At 71.8% G+C, this 20072-nt stretch carries 14 protein-coding genes; 6 read left to right on the forward strand and 8 right to left on the reverse strand.

Translation table 11 applies throughout. From position 1 onward, the window contains the following. The 5 genes from murJ to ADL12_RS33850 form a co-directional block, all read left to right on the forward strand. Window positions 1–1774, forward strand: a 1774-nt coding sequence (gene murJ / locus ADL12_RS33830; RefSeq protein ID WP_062709396.1) for a murein biosynthesis integral membrane protein MurJ, incomplete at its 5' end; no start/stop codon positions are given. After that, a complete protein-coding gene (locus tag ADL12_RS33835) occupies window positions 1764–2555 on the forward strand; it encodes a polysaccharide deacetylase family protein (RefSeq protein ID WP_079052424.1) in 792 nt (263 codons plus the stop codon). The genes murJ and ADL12_RS33835, both read left to right, overlap by 11 nt. Next, window positions 2552–3691, forward strand: coding sequence for a glycosyltransferase (locus ADL12_RS33840; protein ID WP_062709272.1), 1140 nt, complete (start codon window positions 2552–2554; stop codon window positions 3689–3691). Before ADL12_RS33835 ends, ADL12_RS33840 begins: the two co-directional genes overlap by 4 nt. Further along, a complete protein-coding gene (locus ADL12_RS33845) occupies window positions 3691–4362 on the forward strand; it encodes a YveK family protein (protein ID WP_062709275.1) in 672 nt (223 codons plus the stop codon). Before ADL12_RS33840 ends, ADL12_RS33845 begins: the two co-directional genes overlap by 1 nt. Beyond that, complete coding sequence (locus tag ADL12_RS33850) at window positions 4359–5477, forward strand: GNAT family N-acetyltransferase (RefSeq protein WP_062709278.1); 1119 nt, start codon at window positions 4359–4361, stop codon at window positions 5475–5477. Before ADL12_RS33845 ends, ADL12_RS33850 begins: the two co-directional genes overlap by 4 nt. Here ADL12_RS33850 and ADL12_RS33855 read toward each other — a convergent pair. After that, complete coding sequence (locus ADL12_RS33855; protein WP_062709281.1) at window positions 5474–6739, reverse strand: glycoside hydrolase family 26 protein; 1266 nt, start codon at window positions 6737–6739, stop codon at window positions 5474–5476. The two genes, ADL12_RS33850 and ADL12_RS33855, sit on opposite strands and share 4 nt — an antisense overlap. A gap of 144 nt (window positions 6740–6883) precedes the next feature. Further along, on the reverse strand, window positions 6884–8803 hold the full coding sequence (locus tag ADL12_RS33860) for an AMP-dependent synthetase/ligase (protein ID WP_062709284.1): 1920 nt from the start codon (window positions 8801–8803) through the stop codon (window positions 6884–6886). 135 nt (window positions 8804–8938) lie between these two features. Between ADL12_RS33860 and ADL12_RS33865 the strand changes: the two genes are divergently transcribed. After that, window positions 8939–9556, forward strand: coding sequence for a chorismate mutase (locus ADL12_RS33865; RefSeq protein ID WP_244188149.1), 618 nt, complete (start codon window positions 8939–8941; stop codon window positions 9554–9556). 32 nt (window positions 9557–9588) lie between these two features. On the opposite strand, the gene ADL12_RS33870 is transcribed toward ADL12_RS33865, so the two are convergent. The 6 genes from ADL12_RS33870 to iolD form a co-directional block, all read right to left on the reverse strand. After that, a complete protein-coding gene (locus ADL12_RS33870) occupies window positions 9589–11175 on the reverse strand; it encodes a vWA domain-containing protein (RefSeq protein WP_107120088.1) in 1587 nt (528 codons plus the stop codon). Window positions 11176–11319: 144 nt separating this feature from the next. Continuing rightward, window positions 11320–12186: an ABC transporter permease gene (locus ADL12_RS33875; protein WP_062709287.1), complete on the reverse strand. Its 867-nt coding sequence runs from the start codon at window positions 12184–12186 to the stop codon at window positions 11320–11322. Then, window positions 12183–14834 (reverse strand): CocE/NonD family hydrolase, encoded by a 2652-nt coding sequence (locus tag ADL12_RS33880; RefSeq protein ID WP_062709290.1) that lies wholly within the window; start codon window positions 14832–14834, stop codon window positions 12183–12185. Before ADL12_RS33880 ends, ADL12_RS33875 begins: the two co-directional genes overlap by 4 nt. 224 nt (window positions 14835–15058) lie before the next feature. Then, window positions 15059–16450: an APC family permease gene (locus ADL12_RS33885; RefSeq protein ID WP_062709293.1), complete on the reverse strand. Its 1392-nt coding sequence runs from the start codon at window positions 16448–16450 to the stop codon at window positions 15059–15061. Window positions 16451–16644: 194 nt separating this feature from the next. Further along, on the reverse strand, window positions 16645–18147 hold the full coding sequence (gene mmsA / locus ADL12_RS33890; protein WP_062709296.1) for a CoA-acylating methylmalonate-semialdehyde dehydrogenase: 1503 nt from the start codon (window positions 18145–18147) through the stop codon (window positions 16645–16647). Window positions 18148–18161: 14 nt separating this feature from the next. Next, window positions 18162–20045 carry a 3D-(3,5/4)-trihydroxycyclohexane-1,2-dione acylhydrolase (decyclizing) gene (gene iolD / locus ADL12_RS33895; RefSeq protein WP_062709298.1) on the reverse strand — a complete coding sequence of 628 codons (1884 nt, stop codon included), beginning with the start codon at window positions 20043–20045 and terminating at the stop codon, window positions 18162–18164. Window positions 20046–20072 lie beyond the last annotated feature (27 nt).

Consider the following 20072-nt stretch of genomic DNA (forward strand, 5'->3'; position numbering starts at 1 on the left):
CCCCAACACCACGACCGGCACCCCACACCCGCCCACACCCGACACCCACCCCGGCCCACCGGCCCCCCGGCGAACCGGCGCCCCCTCGGGGCGGTTTCTTGCCAGGGCGACGTTGCTCTCGGCCGCACTGTCCATGGCCGGGGCGTTGCTCGGGCTGGGGCGGGACCAGGCGCTTGCGCATCTGTTCGGTGCCGGTGCGGACACCGACGCCTTTCTGGTGGCCTGGACGCTGCCCGAGATCGCGTCGACGCTGCTGATCGAGGACGGTATGGCGTTCGTGCTGGTGCCCGCGTTCAGCGTGGCGCTGGCGCGGCGGGCGAGTGGGGTCGGGGCCCCGGACCCGGTGCACGCCCTGGTCGCCGCCACGCTGCCGCGGCTGTGCCTGGCGCTCGCCGGGACGGCTGCCGTGCTCGCGGCCGGGGCGCCGCTGCTGGTCTCCGTCCTCGCGCCCGGCCTGCCCGACCCGTCCCTGGCCGTGTCCTGCACCCGGCTGACCGCGACCTGCGTGCTGAGCTTCGGGCTGGCCGGGTACTGCAGCGCGGCGCTGCGCGCCCACCGCAGCTATTTCGCGCCGGGCTCGATCTACATCGCGTACAACGCCGCGATCATCGCCGCGATGTTCTTTCTCGCCGAAGGCTGGGGCGTGCGGTCCGCCGCCCTCGGCGTGGCGCTCGGCGGGTGCCTCATGGCCGCCGTACAGGCGCCGTCCCTGTGGCGGCGGATCGCCGGGCGGCCCGGCCGGTCCGCGTCCGCGGCCCCGTACGACGGGGACGGTGGCCGGCCGCCAGGGACTGTGCCGGAAGCGGCGCCTGCCGGGGTGCACCTGGCACAAACGCCGCCCGGCCCGCCCTTCGGCGGGACGACGCCGCTTGCGGCACAGGCCCTCGCGGTCGGACTGGTCTGCGCGGTCCTGCTCTTCGCGCTGTGCCGGCAGTCGCAGGTCCTCATCGAGCGCTACTTCGCGTCCGGACTGCCCGCCGGTGCCATCTCGCACCTCAACTACGCCCAGAAGGTCGCCCAGTTGCCGATGTCGCTGTCGCTGATGGTGTGCGTGGTCACCTTCCCGGTGGTGGCGCGGGCCATCGCCGAGGGCGACACACGGCGGGCCAGGGACCGGGTCGAGCGGGACCTGGTGCTGACGGCCTGTCTGGTGCTGCTCGGCGCCGCCGTGGTCGTGGCCTGCGCGCCGCAGATCGTCCAGCTCCTGTTCCAGCGCGGCGCGTTCACGGCCGAGGACACCGCCGCGACCGCCGCCGTGATGCGGGTGTACGCGGTCGGACTGCTCGGGCACACGCTGGTGGGGGCGCTCGTGCAGTCGTACTTCTCGGCCGGCCGTACCACCTGGTACCCGCTGGGCGCGATGGGCGTGGGCACGCTCGCCACCGTCATCATCAGTGTCTGGGCCGTGGGTCCCTGGGGGGCGCGCGGCATCGCCGGGGCCAACGCGGCCGGCATCACCCTCACCGCGCTGCTCCTGCTGCACGGTCTGGGCCCGCGCACCGTGCCCGTACGCGTCCGCCGGGTCGTAGCCGCACTGGCGGGACCGGTGTACGCGGCCGTGTGCGCCACCGCAGCGGGGCTGCTCTGCTCGGGGCTGTTCGCCTCGCCCACGGCGGCCGTCGCCGCCTGCTGCATCTGCGTGACCGCCGTCTTCCTGGTGCTGACCTGGCTCCTCGACGCGGCGGACGCCCGGTCCCTCCTCCTTTCCGTCGCACGTTCTGTCGCACATACATTCCGTCGCTCCGTCACACGAAAGCCTCGCCATGGTCGCTGACATCTTGGCCGCGCCACGCGCGGACGGGCCCGATCCCGAACCACCCGTGGGGGGACGCCCGAGACGGCGTCCCGCCGCCTGGGTGGCCATGTACCACTCCGTCTCCAACTGCCGCGACGACCCGTACAACGTCACCGTCACGCCCGCGCGCCTCGATCGGCAGCTCGCCTGGATGGCCGGCCGTGGTCTGCGCGGGGTGAGCGTCCATGAGCTGCTCGCCGCGCGCGCCCGTGGCGCCGCGGGCGGACTGGTGGGGCTCACCTTCGACGACGGGTACACCGACTTCGTCACCACCGCGCTGCCCGTGCTGCGCCGCCGGGGTTTCACGGCGACCGTGTTCGTGCTGCCCGGACGGCTCGGCGGCGAGAACGCGTGGGAGCCGACCGGCCCGCGCAAGCCGCTGCTCGACGTGGACGGCATCCGCCGTGCCGTGGCCGCGGGCATGGAGGTCGCCTCGCACGGCCTGACCCACCTCGATCTGACCAGGGCCACGGACCAGGTCCTGCACACCGAGGTCGACGACAGCCGCCACCGACTCGCCGAGATCACCGGCGGCGACGTCGAGGGTTTCTGCTACCCGTACGGCCGTCTCGACCAGCGTGCCGCCGACGCCGTGCGCCGGGCCGGTTACCACTACGCCTGCGCGATCGACCCCGGCCCGGCCGGCTCCGGCGACTTCGCGCTGCCCCGCATCCACCTCGGGGAGGCGGACACCTCGGTGCGGCTGGAGCTGAAGCGGCGCCTGGCCCGGTTCTACGGCCGTGCCCTGGAGGCGGTGTGAAGGCCCTGCACATCATCACCGGCCTCGGCGTGGGCGGGGCGGAACAGCAGCTGCGGCTGCTGCTGCGTCACCTCCCCGCCCAGTGCGACGTGGTGGCGCTGACCAACCCCGGCCCGGTCGCCGCGGGCCTGACCGCCGACGGTGTCCAGGTCACCCACCTCGGGATGACCGGCAACCGCGACTTCCGCGCGCTGCCGCGCCTGGCCCGGCTGATCCGCGACGGCGGCTACGACCTCGTCCACACCCACCTGTACCGGGCCTGCCTCTACGGCCGGATCGCGGCGCGGCTCGCGGGAGTCCGCACCGTCGTGGCCACCGAGCACTCGATCGGCGCCACCCGGTTGGAGGGCCGGCTGCTGACCGGGGGCGTCCGCGCGCTGTACCTGGCCGGCGAACGCCTCGGCCACACCACGGTCGCCGTCTCGCCGACGGTGGCCGAACGGCTGCGGCACTGGGGCGTGCCCGGGCCGCGCATCCGGGTCATCCCGAACGGCATCGAGGCGCCCCGGTTCCGCTACGACGAGGGGCGCCGCAAGGAGGCACGGGCGTACCACGGGCTGCCCGACAACGCGTACGTCGTCGGGGGCGTGGGACGCCTCGCCCCGGGCAAGCGCTTCGTCCTGCTCCTGCAGGCACTGGCCCTGCTGCCCGGCAACGTATGGCTGCTGCTGGTCGGCGGCGGGCCCGAGGCGGAGGTGCTGCGGCGCACCGCCCGGGATCTGGGCGTCGCGAACCGGGTGGTGCTGACGGGCGAGCGGCCGTATCTGCCCGACCCCGGCGACCATGCACCCGACCTGGTCGCCCTGCTGTCCGCGATGGACGTGCTCGCCTCCCCCTCGCCGGAGGAGTCCTTCGGCCTGGCCGTGGTGGAGGCGCTGGCGGCCGGGCTCCCCGTGCTGTACACGAGCTGCCCCGCCGTCGAGGACCTGCCGCCGGACGCGGCACCCGGTGCCCGGCGCGTCATGGGCAGCGCCGGGGCGTACGCGCGGGAGCTGCTGCGGCTGCGGGCGGCAGGACCGGGCGAGCGGACCGCCCCGGACGTCGTACACCGCTACGACATCGCCTGCACCGCCCGGCAGCTGATGGATGTGTACACGGCCGCACTGGCCGGATCGACCCCGGAAGTGAGTTCCTGATGACCGACAACCCCGATCGGCGTGCCCCGCTGTCCGACCGTGCGCACCCGCGTGGGAAGCGGCTGCCCTCGTGGTGGCTGCTGCCCGCCGGCGCGCTGCTCGGTGCCGTGGCCGGCGGCGCGTACGGGCAGCTGAGGCCGCCGCAGTACACGGCGACGAGTTCCGTCGTCGCCGTGGCGACCGGCGAGACCGAGGCCGACTGCACCGATGCGCTCGGTTTCGCGCAGGCGTACGGCCGGGTGGCCCCCCAGCTCGCGGTGCTCGGCGACGCCCAGATGTGGGCGGGCGTGCCGGTCGCGACGTTGCGCGAGAGCGTGCAGGTGGCGACGTCGCCGGACGCGCCGATGGTCGCGGTCTCGGCGACCTCGTCGAAGCCCGCCCAGGCCGTCGACATGGCGAACGCGGTCTCCCGCGCGCTGGTGACGCAGGCGGACTACACCAAGGGCAACACCGGAATCAAGCTGGAGCGCCTCGCCCGCGCCCTGAAACCCACCGAGCCGTCGTCCGCGTCACCGGCACTGACCTCGCTCGTCGGCGCGAGCGCGGGAGGTCTGCTGGGCGGGCTCGCGCTGCTGGCCCGGCCGCGGCGGCCCGGCGAGGACGACGACCGGAGCGTGGCGTCGGTACCCGGGCCGGCAGGCGCCGCCGACGCCCGCGGGACGCTTGGATGACGGCGTCCGGCCGCGCACTGTCGGTGGAGGTGTGCACCGAGGAGCACGCCTTCGCGGAGCTGGCCGGGGAGTGGCAACGCCTGTACCGGGCGTGCCCGTCGGCGACGCCGTTCCAGAGTCATCCCTGGCTGCACTCGTGGTGGCTGTCGTACGGCAGCCCCGGCAGGCTGCGGCTCGTCCTGGTGCGCAGGAGCGGTGAACTGGTGGCGGCGGCACCGCTGATGCGGGTGCACCACCCGCTGCCGGCGCTGGTGCCGATCGGAGGTGCCATCACCGACTTCTGCGATGTGCTCCTCGACCCGGCGGCGGGCCCACAGGGCGCCGGGGCGCTGGCGGACGCCCTGACCGACCTGGCCCGCACCGCCCTGATCGACTTCCGTGAGGTGCGGCCGGGCGGCGCGATGGAGCGGGTCTACCTCTGCTGGCGCGGCCCGCGTCACCGGGTGCGCGACTCGGTGTGTCTGGAGTTGCCGGCCGTACCCATGGGCGAGTTGGTCGAGCGGCTGTCGTCCAGGCACGCCCAGCGGGTCCGCAACAAGGTCAACCGGCTCGCCCGGCTCGGCATCGAGTGGCGCGACGTGAGCCCCGAGGAGGCCGGGGCCGCGCTGCGCCGGCTCCTCGAACTGCACCGGCTGCAATGGCAGGGCAGGGGGATGTCGCCGGAGCACGCACGGCCGCGGTTCCTGGAGCACCTGGTCCGCGCGGTGGTCCCCATGGCCCGATCCGGCGAGGCTGCGGTGACGCAGTTCGTGCTCGACGGGGAGGTGGTGGCGGTCAATCTGAACGTGCTGTCACGAAGGTTGGCGGGCACGTACCTGTACGGCTTTCACCCGCGGTTGCGGGAGGAGCGGAAGGTGGACGTGACGGCGATGCTGCTGCACGCGTCCACCGAGCACGTCGTGTCCGGCGGCGAACCCCGGGTGCTGAGCCTGCTGCGCGGCGCCGAACCGTACAAGTACCGCTGGCACCCCGAGACGGTCCCCAACCAGCGTTTCCTGCTGGCCCGGCGCCGCACCGTCCCGCTGCTGGCGGCCGCAGCCGGGGAGGCGGCCGCCCGACGCCGCGCCAAGCAGGTCCTGCGCCGGACCCCAGGCCCACCGCCGGATCACCACTAGGGCTCCGCCCACTGCAGGCAGACGGTGAGCTTGCCGCCGACCTGCTGCTCGAACCACTTCGCGAGGTCCAGCGGCACGCAGTACGGCAGCTGGGAGGGCATGGGCGTGGGCGTCGCGGGCCCGTCCGGCGCCGGTTTCGCGTCCGGCTCGGCGGGGGTTGTGGGCGCGGTCGGGACGGAGACCGTCGGCCTCGGTTCTGGCCCCGGTTCCGGCCGGGGGTGCGGCTGCGGGACGAAGGGGCTGGACAGCAGCAGGCGGTACAGGGCGGAGGCGCGGGGATTGTCGGTGCACGTCCACACGCCGTGCGGGCAGTAGTCGGTGATCGTGTTGTACAGCGGCTTGTGCTCGTCCATCCACGCGAGCATGCGCAGCATCCACGTGATGTTGTCGCCGTTGCGGAACAGGCCCCATTCGGGATACGAGATCGGCTTGTCGTGAGCCCGCGCGAAGTCCACGTGGTGCTGCAGTCCGTAGGGCTCGGACACCTGCTGGTCGAAGGTGAGTCCGCGCGGCTGGTCGTAGGCGTCCATGCCGACGATGTCGACGTAGTCGTCGCCGGGATAGCACTGGGTCCAGGGAATCGCGTCCCGGCCCCGGCTCGGCGCGAAGTCGAACCTGAAGTCCTGTCCGGGAACCGAGCGCATGACGGTGACGATGCGCCTCCAGTACTCCTTCCAGCGCTCCGGGTCGGGGGCGCAGCGATGGGTGTAGGTGACGCCGTTCATCTCCCAGCCGAGCACGATGACCGTGTCTTCGGCACCCAGGTCGACCAGGCGCTCCGCCAGCACCTCGAAGTGGTCGTCGAACTCACCGTCCGCGGCGCGCCGCAGCAACTGCCGGACGTCCGCGTCGGAGACGTTCTCCTCGTTGCGTTCCATCATCGGGACGTTGAGCACGAGCATCCGGTCGGCCTTGTCCTGCCGCCACTCGGCCCAGCTGTCGAGGAAGCCGTTCCCGCCCTCGATGTTGCGCCACAGATCCCCCGGCAGATACGTGTGCCCCACGCGCGGTTCATGGCCGCCCAGCCAGCGGCCCAGCTCCTTGATGCGCTCCAGCCCGGCGGGCCCGTAGTCGAGGTAGGCGCCGAACGCCGGCTGACGCGCGATCCTTCCCCCAGGGGAGTGCGCGGCGTCGGCGGGCGAGGGGGACGGGGCGGGATCGGCCGGGAAAGCCGGGCCCGGAGCGAGAGCCGCTGACACGGCCACTCCGGCGGCGACGAACGCCAGCCGCCTGACGGCGGACCGGCGGTGTTCAGGGGCCATGCATCCTCCCTCGGGGCGGCTCCTCCCTCACAGTGGCGCATGGGCATATATACGCCTATTGCACCGATTGAGTGCAGCCTCGCGGCAGGGATCGCCCGCAAGGGTGAGCGACCCGGCGACCGCGAGCAGGTCGCCGAGGGGCCCTCAGTTGCCGTACAGCGCCTCGATCTCCCGCGCATACGCCGCCGCCACCGCATGCCGCTTGACCTTCAGCGACGGCGTAAGCAGGCCGTTCTCCTCGCTGAACTCGCCCTCAACCAGGGCGAACGCACGAATCGACTCGGACCGGGAGACGGCCTCGTTGGCGTAATCGACGGCCTTTTGGACGGCGGCGCGCATCCGGGGGTCCTGGGTCACCTCCGTCATCGGGGTGTCGGCGGGGAGTTTGCGTACGGCGAGCCAGTGGGCCACCGCGTCCGGGTCGAGGGTGATCAGGGCGGCGATGAAGGGGCGGTTGTCGCCGACGACGAAGCACTGGCCGACGGGCGGGCGGCTGCGCAGGCGGTCCTCCAGGACGGCCGGGGAGACGTTCTTGCCGCCGGAGGTGACGAGGATGTCCTTCTTGCGGCCGGTGATGGTGAGGTAGCCGTCCTCGTCGAGGGAGCCGAGGTCGCCGGTGGCGAACCAGTCGTCCGTCAGGACGGCGTCGGTGGCGGCCTGGTTGTTCCAGTACGAGCCGAAGACGATGCCGCCCTTGATGAGCACCTCACCGTCGTCGGCGATGCGGACGGCGGTGCCGGGGACGGGTTGACCGACCGTGCCCGGGCGGGGTTTCAGGGGCGGGACGATGGTGGCGGCGGCGGTGGTCTCCGTCAGGCCGTAGCCCTCGTAGACGATGATTCCGGCGGCGTAGAAGAACAGGTTGAGGTTGCGGTCGAGGGGTGAGCCGCCGCTGATGGCGTAGCGCATGCGGCCGCCGAGTTCCTTGCGGACGCGGCGGTAGACCAGCAGGTCGTACAGGGCCCACGCGGCGTAGAGGCCTGCGCCAGGGCCCTTGCCCGTGCCCAGGAACTTGTTCAGGTACGCCTCTCCGAAGCGGACGGCGATGCGGTCGGCGCGGTCGAAGGAGGAGCCGCGGCCCATCTTCTCGGCCGTCGCACGCCCGGTGTCGTGGATCTTCTCGAAGAGGTACGGGACGCCGACGAGGAACGTGGGGCGGAACTCGCTGAGGGCCGGGCGGAGTTCGTCGGGCTTGATGCTCGGGCAGTGGCCGATCTCTATGCGGGCCATCAGGCAGGCGATCTGGAGGGTGCGGCCGAGGATGTGGGCGAGGGGGAGGAAGAGGAGGGTCGAGGCGGTCTGGTGGGTGACCTCCTTGAAGATGGGGTGCAGGAGTTCGACGGTGTTGGCGGCCTCGGCGTGCAGGTTGGCGTGGGTGAGGACGCAGCCCTTCGGCCGGCCGGTCGTGCCGGAGGTGTAGCAGACGGTGGCGATGGTGTCGGGGGTGAGGGCCGCGCGGCGCTTGGTGACCTCGTCGTCGGGGAGGTCCCTGCCGAGGGTGGTGAGCTCGGCGAGGGCGTCTGCGTCCAACTGCCATACATGCGGCTGCTGTTGGTGCCGGGCCGTGCCCGTCACCACCGTTTCGGTGTTCTCTTCCGTCTCGGTGATGACGTAGCGGGCCCCCGAGTCCCGGACGATCCACTCCACCTGGTCGGCGGAGGAGGTGGCGTAGATCGGGACCGTCTGGCCGCCGGCGGCCCAGATCGCGAAGTCGAGGACCGTCCACTCGTACCGGGTGCGGGACATCACGGCGACGCGGCCGCCCGGTTCGAGGCCGGCCGCGAGCAACCCCTTGGCGACAGCGGTGACTTCGTGCGCGAAGGCGGTGGTGGTGACGGGGTGCCAGGTCGTGCCCTGCTTGCGCCGGAGGGCCACCGCGTCGGGGGCCTCGGCCGCGTTGGTGAAGGGCAGTTCGGCGGTGCTGCCGGTGGCGGCGTGCGGTGCGAGGGGTGGGGTGCGGGCCTCGCGGACCACGCCCTCGGCGTCCCTGATGACCTCGACCCTGGTGCGGTCCATCAGGTCGGTGCGCTGCTTCGCCCGCTTCAGATCTTTGCGTACGCCCATGACGGCTCCCGGTGCCAGTCGGACTTACTCGGGAGTCAACTTACTCACGCGTAACGGAAGGTCAATGGTTCACGCGTAGTGAAGGCGTGTGCGTCGGTAGGTTGCTGTACGACCGCCCCCACGGAAGGAACCCCTGTGCACCCCCGACTGCACTCCCGAACTCTCCGGTCCGCTCTGCTCACCGTCTGCGCCACCGCGGCCCTGTCCCTCGCCGGCGCCGCACCGGCCGCCGCACACACCCCGGCTCCGGTTCGCGCGGCCGCCGTCGCCCCCGGACTCACCCCGCTGACCGACCTGTTCGCCGAGCGGCTGCTGGTCGCCGACAAAGTGGCCGCCGCCAAGTACGGCACCGACAAGCCGATCGACGACCCGGTGCGCGAGCAGCAGATCCTGGACGACGTCGCCGCGCGGGCGACCGGGCTCGGGCTGGACCCGGCGGCCGTGCAGGCTGTCTTCCGGGACCAGATCGAGGCGAACAAGCTGGTGCAGCGCGGGCTGTACGCGCGCTGGGACGCACACCCCGAGGAGCGGCCCACCGAGCGCCCGGACCTGGTCAAGGAGGTGCGCCCGGTGCTGGACCGCATCACCACCCAGCTGCTGGAGGCTCTGCAGGACACCCAGCGGCTGAGGACGTCGCCCTCGTGCGAGCCGCGGCTGGGGGTCGCCGCCGTCCGGTCCGCGTACGGCCATGAGCTGGACGCGCTGCATGTGCGGGGGCTGGTGCGGGCGCTGCCCTCGGTCTGCGCGGACTGAGCCGCCGCACCCACCCCTGCCCCGCCCCCGCCTCAGTCCGTCATCCGGTCCGCCCGGCCGATGGCCTCGGCGAGCTGCCGCACCGCCCCGTCCTCCGTCTCCTTCGCCAGGCCCTCGGCGATCTCCCCGAGCTCGCGGAGGGACGGGGCACCGGGCAGTGAGCTCCAGCGCTCGTCCCCGCCCCCGTCGCGCAGAGCGTCGGCGAAGTAGGCGGCCGTCGCGGTCACCTGGAACCTCGGGGAGGCGTCGCCCAGGGAGTCGTGCAGGGAGCCGGTCTCCAAGCGGCCCGACTCCTCGTGCGGGGCGCGGGTCTTCGGGTCGAGCCAGCGGACGCTCGCCGTGGCGAGGTGGCCTGAAGTGCCGGGCCTGGTGCGGACGGCGTAGAGGGCGGTGACCGTGTGGCCGGGGCCGATCTCGCCGCCGTCGACGCGGTCGTCGCGGAAGTCCTCGTCGGCGACCTGGCGGTTGTCGTAGCCGATGAGGCGGAAGTCGGAGACGGTCGCCTGGTCGAAGGCGATCTGGGCCTTGGCGTCGCGGGCGGTCAGGTCGATGTTGCGGGGGAGGTCGTCGCAGAAGACCTTGCGGGCGTCGTCCTCGTCGGAGACGTAGACCGTGTGGCCGTCGCCCTTGTCGGCCAGGCGTTCCATCAGGGCGTCGCCGTAGTCACTGCCGACGCCCACGCCGAAGAGGGTGATGCCGTGTTCGCGGCGCTCGGAGGCGATGCGTTCGAGGATGGTGTCCGCGTCGGTGTCGCCGGTGTTGGCCAGGGCGTCGGAGACCAGGACGACGCGGTTCGTGGCGCCCTCCCTCAGGCCCTCCTCGGCCGTCTCGTAGCCGGTTTCCATGCCCGCGCCCAGGTTGGTGGAGTCGGTGGGCTCCAGGCTGTCGACGGCGTCGTGGATCTCGTCACGGTTGCCGTCCAGGCGGGTCATCGGCAGGACCGTCTCGGCCTCGTCGCTGAAGGTGACGATGGCGACCGAGTCGTCGTCGCGCAGTCGGTTCGTCATCACGCCGAGGGAGTCCTTGGCGAGGTCGAGGCGGCCCGGTTCGCCCATGGATCCGGAGATGTCGATGACGAAGGTGAGGGCGGCGGGCGGGCGTTCACCGGAGTCCTCGGCGGGCCGGGTGGCCAGGCCCACGCGGACCAGGGACCAGTCCTCGCGGTCGGTGCGGGCGCCGTCGACGGTGACCGTGAAGCCGTTGCCGTCGGGGCGGTCGTAGTCCTGGCGGAAGCTGTTGACGAACTCCTCGGGGCGGACCGTCGACGGGTCGGGCAGGCGGCCCTCGGCGAGGGTGCGGCGAGCGTAGCCGTAGGAGGCGGTGTCGACGTCGAGGGCGAAGGTGGACAGGTAGTCGGGGGCGGGCGCGAACTCGCGGGAGTCCGAGTCGCCGGAGTCGGAGTCGGTGCCCTTCTGCTCACCCGTTCCACCGCCGCTGCTGTTGTTGTAGCCGGGGGCGGGGAAGCCTTTGCCGTTGCTTCCGTCGTCCGCCTGGTAGCCCCCGCTGTTGCTGCTGTTGCTGCCGTCCCCGGCGCTGCAGCCGGTGAGCAGCAGGCCGCCTGCCGCGGTGAGTGCGAGCAGGGCGGCGCGCAGCCTTCGTATGCGGTACCGCTCCATCATCCGTGCCCCCTTGGTCCGTTGACGTCGACTTCTGTGACTGTGACGGGCCAGGGGGCCGGAACGTGCGCTACGGAGCGTTGCGGATGAGTCTCGAAGAGGGCACGGGAGCGGCCCGTCGAGACCGGTGGGTGATCTTCCGGTGACCTAGGACACGATGTCCTTACGGGCGAAACCGCGGAAGGCCAGGGCGAACAGCACGAGGGCGTACGTTACGGAAATCGCCGTGCCCTGGATCATGCCGGACCACTCGGGGCGGGCCTGTACGGCGTCCGCCCAGGCGAACTGCCAGTGCGCGGGCAGGAAATGGCGCCAGTCGCCGAGGGCGGTCACGGCGTCGAGGACGTTGCCGACGATGGTCAGGCCGACCGCGCCGCCGACCGCGCCGAGCGGGGCGTCCGTCTTGGTGGACAGCCAGAACGCCAGGCCCGCGGTGACCAGTTGGGACACGAAGATGTACGCCACGACCACCACCAGGCGCTGCGCCGCCGTGCCCGTGTCGAGCGAACCGCCGGTGGGGATCTGCAACGGACCCCAGCCGTACGCGGCCGTACCGACTGCCAACGCCACCACCGGCAGCAGCACCATCGCGGCCAGGCTGAGCCCCAGCCCGACCACGAGCTTGGACCACAGCAGGCGCATCCGGGGCACGGGCGCCGCGAGCAGGTAGCGCAGGGAGGACCAGCCGGCCTCCGACGCCACCGTGTCCCCGCAGAACAGCGCGACGGGGATGACCAGCAGGAAGCCCGCGGAGACGAAGAGGTTGACGGCGGCGAAGTTCGCGCCGGACGCGGTGGCCGTGTCCATCAGGTTGATGCGGTTGCCGGAGCCGTCGTCCGTGTCGCCGCCGATCGCGAAGGCGACGACCAGCACGAACGGCAGCGCGGCCAGGATCGCGCCCATGACCAGCGTCCGGCGGCGCTTGAGCTGGCGGACCAGTTCGACCCGGAGGGGCAGCGTACGGCCCGCCCGGTAACCGGAGGCGACCTCGGTGCGCTCGGTGAGCGTGCTCATGCGGAACCTCCGATCAGAGTGAGGAAGGCGTCTTCCAGGCGCCGGTGCGGGCCGACCGACTGGACGGGCACCTCAAGGCGTACGAGTTCGGCGACCAGGCGCGTCGCACTGCCGTCGGTGTCGAGCCGGACCAGGAGTCCATCGTCGGTGCGCACGGCCGAAGCCACGCCCGGCAGGGCGGCGATCTTGTCGACGACCGGTTCCTCCACGGCTGTGGGGGTGCCGACGAGCAGTGTGTCGCCGGAGCCGATGATCTCGGCGACCGGGCCCGCCTGCACGAGGCGGCCGCGGTCCATCACCACGAGGTGGGTGCAGGTCTGCTCGACCTCCGCCAGCAGGTGGCTGGAGACGATCACCGTACGGCCGGCGGCGGCGTAGCGGATCATCACCTCGCGCATCTCGCGGATCTGGGGCGGGTCGAGGCCGTTGGTCGGCTCGTCCAGGATGAGCAGGTCCGGCAGGCCGAGCATGGCCTGGGCGATGGCCAGCCGCTGGCGCATGCCCTGGGAGTACGTGCGGACCGCGCGGGCCAGTGCGTCGCCGAGACCGGCGATCTCCAGGGCCTCGTCGAGGTGGGAGTCCTCGGGCGGGCGGCCCGTGGCCTGCCAGTACAGTTCCAGGTTCTCCCGGCCGGACAGGTGCGGCAGGAAGCCCGCGCCCTCCACGAAGGCGCCGACCCTGGACAGGACGGGCGCGCCCGGGCGGATCGCGTGGCCGAAGACGCGGATCTCACCGGCGTCCGGCTTGATCAGGCCCATCAGCATGCGCAGAGTCGTCGTCTTGCCGGCGCCGTTCGGGCCGAGCAGGCCGAGGACCTGGCCCTTCTCGACGCGGAAGGACAGATCCCGTACCGCGTAACGGTCCTCGGAACCCGCGTACCGCTTGCTCAGGTCGGTGATCTGGAGCGGCACTTCGGCCAGCTCGGGGTCGGGCGCGGGGGTGGCGGTGCGGCGGCGGGCCGTCAGCAGCAGGGCCAGGGCGATGAGCGCGCCGGTGAGCGGCAGCCACCACACCCAGGACGGCAGCGGGGCGGCGGCGGTGCTCACGCCGGGGGCCGTCGGGACCGACAGGTCGCCCTTCAGGGAGACCGTGTACGTCGCCGGGGCGACCGGGGAGGCGTAGCCGAGGTCCGTGGAGGACAGGACCAGGCGCAGGCGGTGGCCGCTGTCGAGGTCGTGGTCGATGGCGGGGAGCGTGATCGTCACGTCCTTGCCCGCCTTGGCGCCCTCGACGCGCAGGGGCGTGACGAGTTGGGACGGCAGCACCTGCTGGGTGCCGCCGGGGCCGACGTCGTAGACCTTGGCGAAGAGCACGGCGTCCTCGCTGGTGGACTTCACATGGACGGTCGCCGTCGGGGAGCCGGTGATGCGCAGGTCGTCGCGGACCGGCGCCGACTCGAAGCGGGCGAACTGGCCCGGGAAGTCCAGTGACACCCCGACACCGAGCGAGGACAGCTGGGCGAGCCCGCCGGAGCCACCGAGGCCGGGCAGGGCCGAGACGGCGGGCGGGTTGGCGCCGGCCGGGTTGGCGAAGCTCTGCTCGCCGCCGGTGAGGGAGACGGACTTGCGGCCGCTCTCCAGGCCGGGGTAGGAGTCGGCGCTCGCGCCCCTCAGCGTGGCCTGGCCGTCGGTGGAGTCGACGCCTCCGGTGCGGGTGACGCGGAAGGCCGGGCCGGTGTCGGCGCTCTTGTCGTCCTTGAGGTAGCGGTCGAACCAGGACTGCAGGCGCGCCTGGATCCGGCCCGTCTCCGTGTCGCCGCCGTCGTGGCCGCCGGCGATCCAGTCGACGTCGACGGGGGCGCCGTTGGCACGGATCGCCTTCGCCGCCTGGTCGGCCTGACCGAGCGGGAAGAGGGAGTCGGACTGGCCCTGCACGAGCAGGGTGGGCACGTCGATGCGGTCGCCCACGGCGGACGGCGAGCGCTCCTCCAGCATGGTGCGGGCCTCGGCGTCCGGGATGCCGGACTCGGCGACCCGGTCGTACATCTCGCAGATCTGCGTCTCGAACTTGTCGCAGCCGCCGCCCGAGTTGACGAAGATGCCCGCCCAGAGCTTCTTGAAGACGCCGTTCGGGAACAGGGCGTCCGCCAGGTTCCAGTACGTGATCGCCGGGGCGATGGCGTCCACCCGGTCGTCGTGCCCGGCGGCCAGCAGCGCGATGGCGCCGCCGTAGGAGCCGCCCGCCATGCCGACCCGCGGGTCGCCGGTCTTGTCGAGCTCGACCTGGGGCTGCTTCGCCAGCCAGTCGAGCAGCTTGGAGACGTCGGCGACCTCGCCCTTCGGGTCGTTCAGCCCGATCTTGCCGGTCGACTTCCCGAAGCCACGGGCCGACCAGGTCAGCACCGCGTAGCCGTCCCGGGCGAGGTCCTCGGCCTGCTGCCGTACGTCGTCCTTGCTGCCGCCGAAACCGTGTCCCAGCAGGACGGCCGGTCGGCGGCCTGAGGGGCCGGACGTGAAGTACGAGGTGTCGATGCGTACCCCGTCGCCCATGTCCATGACCCGGTCGGTGCTGCGCACCGGCGGCGCGTCGTCGTCGGCGACGGCCGTCCATGTACCGGCACCGGCGAGGACGACGACGGAGGCCGCGGAGGCGAACCACCGTCGCGGCCTCCGTACGCGCCCTCGCAGTCCGGGCAGTCGAAGATCCATGTTTCAACGGTACGGGGTGAAGCTGTCGGTCAGTTATCGACCGAAGGCTGAATCGCGGGCCCTTCCGTGGGGGTACGGCGCGGGATTTGTCTACCGCGTTCGTGGTACGGGGCGGCTCAGAGCTCGGGCAGATCTGTTGTCGGCCAAGTGCGGGTTCATGGTGGTTGATCGCGCCCACGCGGCGGAGCCGCACATCGGTACAGCCCCGCGCCCCTAAAGGGCGCCTACTCGTCCGTCGGTATCGACACCAGCCATCGGGTGTCCCGGCGCGGGCGCAGGTACAGGGCCCAGTACAGAGTGGCCACCGCCGTTATGCCGCCCGTCCACAGCAGATAGCTCGTCTCCTGCTGGCTCAGGATGTACACCAGCACCGCGATCAGCAGGACCGGCATCGCCGGCCACAGCGGCATGCGCCATGCCGGCCCGTGCTTGTGGGTGCCTCGGCGGGACAGCAGCGCGGCTACCGCGACGAGCAGGTACATGCCCGTCACCGAGACCCCCGTCACGCCATACAGGGTGTCGAGGTTGACGAAGCACAGGGCGGCTCCGGGGACGCCGACCGTGAGGGTGGCGACCCAGGGGGAGCCGAAGCGGCCGAGTTTGGCGAGGACGTTGTTCACCGGGGCGGGCCAGGCCTTGTCGCGGGCCGAGGCGAACAGGACGCGGGAGTTCTGGATGACCATGACGATTCCCGCGTTGATGATCGCAAGGGCCACGCAGAGGCTGACGAAGGTGCCGACGGCGGAGTTGGACCAGGCGGTGACCATGGTGCTGATGTCGCCGCCGGCGAGTTCGTCGAGGTTCGATGCGCCCAGGGTGATCGCCACGACCGGGACCAGGATGATCACGGCGGAGAGGCCGAGGGTGGCGAGGACCGTGCGGGCGACGTTTCGGCGCGGGTTCTCCATTTCCTCGGAGAGGTAGACGGCGGTCGAGAAGCCCTGGGTGACGAAGAGGGCGATGGCGAGCCCGGAGACGATCAGCAGAGCCGTCACGGTGTCCGTGCCGCCGTCGGCGCCGGCCACCTGCATGGAGACCAGGCTGTCCGGGCCGCGCTCGGCGTGCGCGAAGCCCAGCACCGCCACCACGGCCGCCGCGATGACCTCCAGGACCAGGAAGACGCCGGTGATCCAGGCGTTGGCGCGCAGGTCGAGCAGGCCGGCGAGGGTGGCGAGCAGCATGACGCCGGCGCCGGCCAGGGACGGGTCGAGGTCGACGATCGGCGCGAGGTAGTCGGCCGTGCCCATCGCGATGACCGGCGGGACGACCATGACGACCAGCAGGGAGAGCACGAAGACCAGCCAGCCCGCGAGGCGTCCGGCCAGCGTGGACACCATCGCGTATTCGCCGCCCGCGCTGGGGACCAGCGTGCCCAGCTCCGAGTAGCAGAACGCCACGGCGACACAGAGGAGGGAGCCGATGGCGATCGTGAGGGCGGTGGCGGTGCCGAGCGAGCCGAACAGGTCGGGGACGACCACGAAGAGGGTGGAGGCGGGGGTCACGCAGGAGAGCGTGAGCAGGGTGCCACCGACGATGCCGATGGAGCGCTTGAGCTTCTGAGGGGTGTCGGACGCCTCGGGGACGGCGGTCTCGACAGGGCGGAGCGTGTCGGTCATACGGGGGTTCCGATCGACTCGTACAGCGGGACTGCGCTGCATGGAACCCCGACGAAAACCAACACGTCAATGGCCTTCCTCCTACGAAATCCGTAGACGGAAGGCCATTTGACTGCCTTATGCATCAGAAACTGCTGTTCCCTGACGAGCTTTCGCGCCCTACGGGAACCGCAGGGCGCGCGCGCAAAAAAACCTCAGTGGTTGCGCGGGAAGCCCAGGTCGACGCCGGTCGGGGCGTCCGCCGGGTCGGGCCAGCGGGTGGTGACGACCTTGCCGCGGGTGTAGAAGTGCGTGCCGTCGTTGCCGTAGATGTGGTGGTCGCCGAAGAGCGAGTCCTTCCAGCCGCCGAAGCTGTGGTAGCCGACGGGGACCGGGATCGGGACGTTCACGCCGACCATGCCGGCCTCGATCTCCAGCTGGAAGCGGCGGGCGGCGCCGCCGTCCCGGGTGAAGATCGCGGTGCCGTTGCCGAACGGCGAGGCGTTGATGAGGGCCACGCCGTCCTCGTACGTCTCGGCGCGCAGCACGCACAGCACCGGGCCGAAGATCTCGTCCTGGTACGCCTTCGCGCTGGTCGGCACCTTGTCGAGGAGCGAGATGCCGATCCAGTGGCCGTCCTCGAAGCCGTCGACGGTGTAGCCGGTGCCGTCGAGGACGACCTCGGCGCCCTCGGCCGCCGCGCCCGTGACATAGGAGGCCACCTTGTCACGGTGCGCGGCGGTGATCAGGGGACCCATCTCGGACGTCGGGTCGTTGCCCGGGCCGATCTTGATCTTCTCGGCGCGCTCGCGGATCTTCTCCACCAGCTCGTCGCCGATGGCGCCGACCGCGACGACCGCGGAGATGGCCATGCAGCGCTCGCCCGCGGAGCCGTAGGCGGCCGATACGGCGGCGTCGGCGGCCGCGTCGAGGTCGGCGTCGGGGAGGACCAGCATGTGGTTCTTGGCGCCGCCCAGGGCCTGGACGCGCTTGTGGTTGGCGGAGGCGGTGGTGTGGATGTAGCGGGCGATCGGGGTCGAGCCGACGAACGACACCGCCTTGACGTCGGGGTGCTCAAGGAGGCGGTCGACGGCCACCTTGTCGCCGTGGACGACGTTGAACACGCCGTCCGGGAGACCGGCTTCCGCCAGCAGCTCGGCGATCTTGATCGAGGCCGACGGGTCCTTCTCGCTCGGCTTCAGCACGAAGGTGTTGCCGCACGCGATGGCCATCGGGAACATCCACATCGGGACCATCGCCGGGAAGTTGAACGGCGTGATGCCCGCGACGACACCCAGCGGCTGCCGGATCGACGAGACGTCCACCCGGCTGGCGACCTGCGTCGACAGCTCACCCTTCAGCTGCACGCTGATACCGCAGGCGAGGTCGACGATCTCCAGGCCGCGGGCCACCTCACCGAGGGCGTCGGAGTGCACCTTGCCGTGCTCGGCGGTGATCAGCTCGGCGATCGCGTCGCGGTTGGCGTCCAGCAGCGCGCGGAACTTGAACAGGATCGAGGTGCGCTGGGCCAGCGACGACTGGCCCCAGGTCAGGTAGGCCTCCTTGGCGGCCGCGACCGCGGCGTCCACCTCATCGACCGAGGCGAACGCGACCTTCGTGGTGACCGCGCCGGTCGCCGGGTCGGTGACCGGCCCGAACGTTCCCGACGCGCCTTCGACGGTCTTGCCGCCGATCCAGTGGTTGACGATCTTCGTCATGACCGGTTACTCCTTCACAGATGGCGGCGTCGGGTCGAGACGTGCCGTTCGTACAGCTCACGTGCCTTGACCGCCGACGCTCGGGTCGCGGTCTCGGCCACAGGAACATCCCACCAGGCCTGCGCGGGCGGCGGGCCCGACACTGTGTCTGCCGTTTGGGTCTCGACGTAGACACATGTGGGAGTGTCGGCCGCGCGGGCCTCGGCGAGCGCCTCACGCAGATCGCTCACGGTCTTCGCGCGCAGCACGCGCATGCCGAGACTGGCCGCGTTGGCGGCCAGGTCGACGGGGAGCGGGGCGCCCGTGAATGTACCGTCGTGCGCACGGTGGCGGTACGCCGTGCCGAAGCGCTCGGCGCCCGTCTCCTCCGACAGGCCGCCGATGGACGCGTACCCGTGGTTCTGCACGAGCAACACCTTGATCGCGACGCCCTCCTGCACGGCCGTCACGATCTCCGTCGGCATCATCAGATAGGTGCCGTCGCCGACCAGCGCCCACACGGGCCGGTCCGGGGCGGCCATCTTCACGCCGATGGCGGCCGGGATCTCGTAGCCCATGCAGGAGTAGCCGTACTCCAGGTGGTACTGGTCGCGCGAGCGCGCCCGCCACAGTTTGTGCAGGTCGCCGGGGAGGGAGCCGGCCGCGTTGATGATCACGTCCGACTCGTCGACGATCGCGTCCAGCGCGCCCAGCACCTGCGGCTGCGTCGGCCGTACGTCCGGCTCGTCGGCCTCGTAGCAGGCGTCGACGCGCTGCTCCCAGCGCTCCTTGTCCTCGGTGTACTCGGTGACGTACGACGGCGCGACCCGGTGCTCGTGCATCTCCAGCCTCCCGGTCAGCTCCTCCAGTCCGGTGCGGGCGTCCGCGATCAGCGGCATTCCCGCGAGCTTGTGCCCGTCGAAGGGGGCGATGTTGAGGTTGAGGAACCTGACGTCCGGGTTGCTGAACAGGGTGCTGGAGGCGGTGGTGAAGTCGGTGTAGCGCGTGCCGACGCCGATCACCAGGTCGGCGGTGCGGGCGAGTTCGTCGGCGGTGGCGGTGCCGGTGTGGCCGACGCCGCCGACGTCCTGGGGGTGGTCGAAGCGCAGGGAGCCCTTGCCCGCCTGGGTGGAGGCGACCGGGATACGGGTGACCTCCGCGAACTCGGCGAGCGCCTCCTCGGCGCGGCTGTGGTGGACACCGCCGCCCGCGATGACCAGGGGCCGCCTCGCCGCGCGGATCGCCCGTACGGCCTCGGCGAGTTCGGTCGGGTCGGCGCCCGGCCGGCGGACCACCCAGGTGCGCTCGGCGAAGAGGTCGTCGGGCCAGTCGTACGCCTCGGCCTGCACGTCCTGCGGGAGCGCGAGGGTGACCGCTCCCGTCTCCACGGGGTCGGTGAGCACGCGCATGGCCTGGAGGGCCGAGGGAATCAGGGCCTCCGGCCGGGTGATCCGGTCGAAGTACTTCGACACCGGGCGCAGGCAGTCGTTGACCGACACATCGCCCGCGTACGGCACCTCGAGCTGCTGGAGGACCGGGTCTGCGGGGCGGGTGGCGAAGATGTCGCCGGGGAGGAGCAGGACCGGGAGGTGGTTGATGGTCGCGAGGGCGGCGCCGGTGACGAGGTTGGTCGCGCCGGGGCCGATGGAGGTGGTCACCGCGTGCGTGGACAGGCGGTTCGACTGGCGGGCGTAGCCGACCGCCGCGTGCACCATCGCCTGTTCGTTGCGGCCCTGGTGGTACGGCATGACATCGCTGTACTCGACGAGCGCCTGGCCGATCCCGGCCACGTTTCCATGGCCGAAGATGCCCCAGGTGGCGCCGATCAGACGCTGCCGTACGCCGTCGCGCTCCGTGTACTGGGCGGCCAGGAAGCGGACGAGCGCCTGCGCGACCGTGAGCCTCGTCGTTGAGGTCATCGGTAACCCTCCGTGTGGTTCGGATGG

Origin of the sequence: Streptomyces regalis, assembly GCF_001509475.1 — a bacterium.
Classification (GTDB): Bacteria; Actinomycetota; Actinomycetes; order Streptomycetales; family Streptomycetaceae; genus Streptomyces; species Streptomyces regalis.

Excerpts from the sequence above, each read along its gene's own strand:
- ADL12_RS33880 (WP_062709290.1), bottom strand. The coding sequence starts at position 14,834 with ATGGATCTTCGACTGCCCGGACTGCGAGGGCGCGTACGGAGGCCGCGA.
- ADL12_RS33850 (WP_062709278.1), top strand. The coding sequence starts at position 4,359 with ATGACGGCGTCCGGCCGCGCACTGTCGGTGGAGGTGTGCACCGAGGAG.
- ADL12_RS33860 (WP_062709284.1), bottom strand. The coding sequence starts at position 8,803 with ATGGGCGTACGCAAAGATCTGAAGCGGGCGAAGCAGCGCACCGACCTG.
- iolD (WP_062709298.1), bottom strand. The coding sequence starts at position 20,045 with ATGACCTCAACGACGAGGCTCACGGTCGCGCAGGCGCTCGTCCGCTTC.
- ADL12_RS33875 (WP_062709287.1), bottom strand. The coding sequence starts at position 12,186 with ATGAGCACGCTCACCGAGCGCACCGAGGTCGCCTCCGGTTACCGGGCG.
- ADL12_RS33835 (WP_079052424.1), top strand. The coding sequence starts at position 1,764 with ATGGTCGCTGACATCTTGGCCGCGCCACGCGCGGACGGGCCCGATCCC.
- ADL12_RS33845 (WP_062709275.1), top strand. The coding sequence starts at position 3,691 with ATGACCGACAACCCCGATCGGCGTGCCCCGCTGTCCGACCGTGCGCAC.
- ADL12_RS33870 (WP_107120088.1), bottom strand. The coding sequence starts at position 11,175 with ATGATGGAGCGGTACCGCATACGAAGGCTGCGCGCCGCCCTGCTCGCA.
- ADL12_RS33885 (WP_062709293.1), bottom strand. The coding sequence starts at position 16,450 with ATGACCGACACGCTCCGCCCTGTCGAGACCGCCGTCCCCGAGGCGTCC.
- ADL12_RS33855 (WP_062709281.1), bottom strand. The coding sequence starts at position 6,739 with ATGGCCCCTGAACACCGCCGGTCCGCCGTCAGGCGGCTGGCGTTCGTC.
- mmsA (WP_062709296.1), bottom strand. The coding sequence starts at position 18,147 with ATGACGAAGATCGTCAACCACTGGATCGGCGGCAAGACCGTCGAAGGC.